This window comes from Rhodopseudomonas sp. BR0C11 (assembly GCF_010820945.1).
GTDB lineage: Bacteria > Pseudomonadota > Alphaproteobacteria > Rhizobiales > Xanthobacteraceae > Rhodopseudomonas > Rhodopseudomonas palustris_H.
Window position 1 is genome coordinate 1 of the sequence record NZ_QTKI01000565.1, and the last position, 2,300, is coordinate 2,300.

General features: G+C 65.7%; 1 protein-coding gene and 1 pseudogene. One reads left to right on the plus strand and one right to left on the minus strand.

Features of this window, described 5'->3' with window-relative positions:
* A pseudogene (locus DYI24_RS28450) lies at nt 1-148 on the minus strand (penicillin-insensitive murein endopeptidase); the annotation flags it as partial.
* A 494-nt stretch (nt 149-642) separates the two neighbouring features.
* On the opposite strand from DYI24_RS28450, the gene DYI24_RS25160 reads away from it, so the two are divergent.
* On the plus strand, nt 643-2,300 hold a 1,658-nt coding region (locus tag DYI24_RS25160), incomplete at its 3' end, for a putative bifunctional diguanylate cyclase/phosphodiesterase (RefSeq protein ID WP_246701366.1).

Genomic DNA, 2,300 nt, shown 5'->3' on the forward strand with positions numbered 1-2,300 from the left:
GGTTGGGATCGTTGGGATGCGCCAGCGGCGGCAGCGGCTTGGGGTCGAGGGTGCCTTTGTCCTGGGCCATCGCGGCCGGGACGAACAACATCATCGCAGCCAGGACACTGGCGAGCCGGACCGGAGCAGCAAGAATCGCGCGGCGCATAAGCTCACTATACCGCACGCGCGCCTGATCTTGACTGGGTCGGGCTCGGGGCTGTGGCTTGGCGGAGATGATTTCGCGCTGAATTCGCCTGTCCTTAAGCCCGCGCTAACCCTGCAGGAGTCTGGCGCAATTTGCAGCGCTGAGTGGGCAATCGCTCACCACGTGGGCAATGCCGGGCCGGAATCCGCTGAAAGACGGTCGAATCCCTGTGCTGGAGGTTATTCGACACCTCTTGCAGCCAGCAAATTGCCTGCCCGGCGAGCATGCCCCGGCCCGGCCTTAACCTTTGCAGCCTGCGACATCCCTGCCGGGATACAATTTTTTCAGACACTTATTGCACAACCAGGGCGTCATTTGCGTGGTGGTGATGCGTGGTGAGTCCGCAAGTCCGGCTGAAGAAAAAGAAGGCGGCTCGAATCCGTCCGTCTGCCGGCAGCGCTAAGCCGCGCCGCAGCACGCTGCCCGGCCCCAAGCTGTCGTCGAAACCGCGCCGGATGGCGCGGCCAGCGGACGTCGCCGAAGGCGAGCGCGCGGTCGCAGCCGCGCTCGAGGAAGCGCGGCGCTCGCACGCCCGGCTGCGTGAGGCGATCGACATCCTGCCCCAGGGCATCGTGTTTCTCGATCCCGATGGCCGCTACATCCTTTGGAACAAGCGCTACGCCGAGATCTACAAGGCCAGTGCCGATCAGTTCGAGCCCGGCGCCCGGATCCAGGACACCATGCGCATCGGCATCGCGCGCGGCGACTATCCGGAGGCCGAGGGCCGCGAGGAGGAATGGATCGCCGAGCGGCTGCAGCGGATGTTCAATCCGGGCTCCAGCCACGAGCAAGTGCTGGCCGACGGCCGCTGCATCCAGATCGAAGAGCGGACCACCTCCGACGGCGGCATCATCGGCCTGCGCGTCGACATCACCGAGCTGAAGCAGCGCGAAGCTTCGTTCCGGCTGATGTTCGAAAGCAATCCGGTGCCGATGATCGTCTGCCAGCTCAATGACGAGCGCATCCTTGCCGTCAATGACGCCGCGGTCGAGCACTACGGCTACTCGCCGTCCGAATTCGCCTCCCTGACGATCCGCCGCCTGCAGGCATTCGAGACCGAGCTGCCCTGGACCGGCAATCACACCCACGAAGAACGCACCGCGCGGACCTGGAAGCACGTCAAAGCCGACGGCTCGCTGATCGATCTGGCGATCTACTCACGTCAGCTCACTTATAATGGCGAGCCCGCGGTGCTGCTGGCGCTGATGGACATCACCGAGCGCAAGCGCGCCGAGATGCGGCTCGCCTTCATGGCGCATCACGACGGGCTCACCGGGCTGCCGAACCGCAATTCGCTGCGCAAGCGGCTCGATGAGCTGCTGATCCAGACCCGGCGCACCGGCGAGAAGATCGCGGTGCTGTTCGTCGGCATCGACAATTTCAAGGCCGTCAACGACACGCTCGGCCACGCGGTCGGCGACAAGCTGCTGCGCGGCGTCGCCCGCCGGCTGCGCTCGACGTTGCGCGAGGAAGATCCGCTGGCGCGGCTCAACTCCGACGAATTCGCCGTGATCCAGACCGGCATCAAGCGGCCCGAGGATATCGTGCTGCTCGCCAAGCGGCTGCTGCACGCGATCGCCGAGCCCTATCTGCTGCAGGGCCATTCGGTCGTGGTCGGCGCCAGCATCGGCATCGCGGTGGCGCCCGGCGACGGCGACGATTCCGAAAAACTGCTGATGAACGCCGACATGGCGCTGTCGCGCGCCAAGAAGGACACCCGCGGCACCTTCAGTTTCTTCGAAGTCGGAATGGACGCGCGCGCCCAGGCGCGCCGCAAGATCGAGACCGATCTGCGCGCAGCGCTGCAGCACGAAGTGCTACGCCCTTACTATCAGCCGCTGGTCCGTCTCGCCGACGGCCGCATCACCGGCAGCGAAGCGCTGGTGCGCTGGCCGCATCCGGAGCGCGGCATGATCTCGCCGGCCGAGTTCATTCCGGTCGCCGAAGACACCGGCCTGATCAACGCCATCGGCGCGCAGATTCTGCGCTCCGCCTGCATGGATGCTGCGCGCTGGCCGGACGATGTCCGCGTCGCCGTCAACCTGTCGCCGCTGCAGTTCCGGGTCGGCAATCTGCTCTCGGTGGTAATGGATGCGCTGAAGCAGTCCGGCCT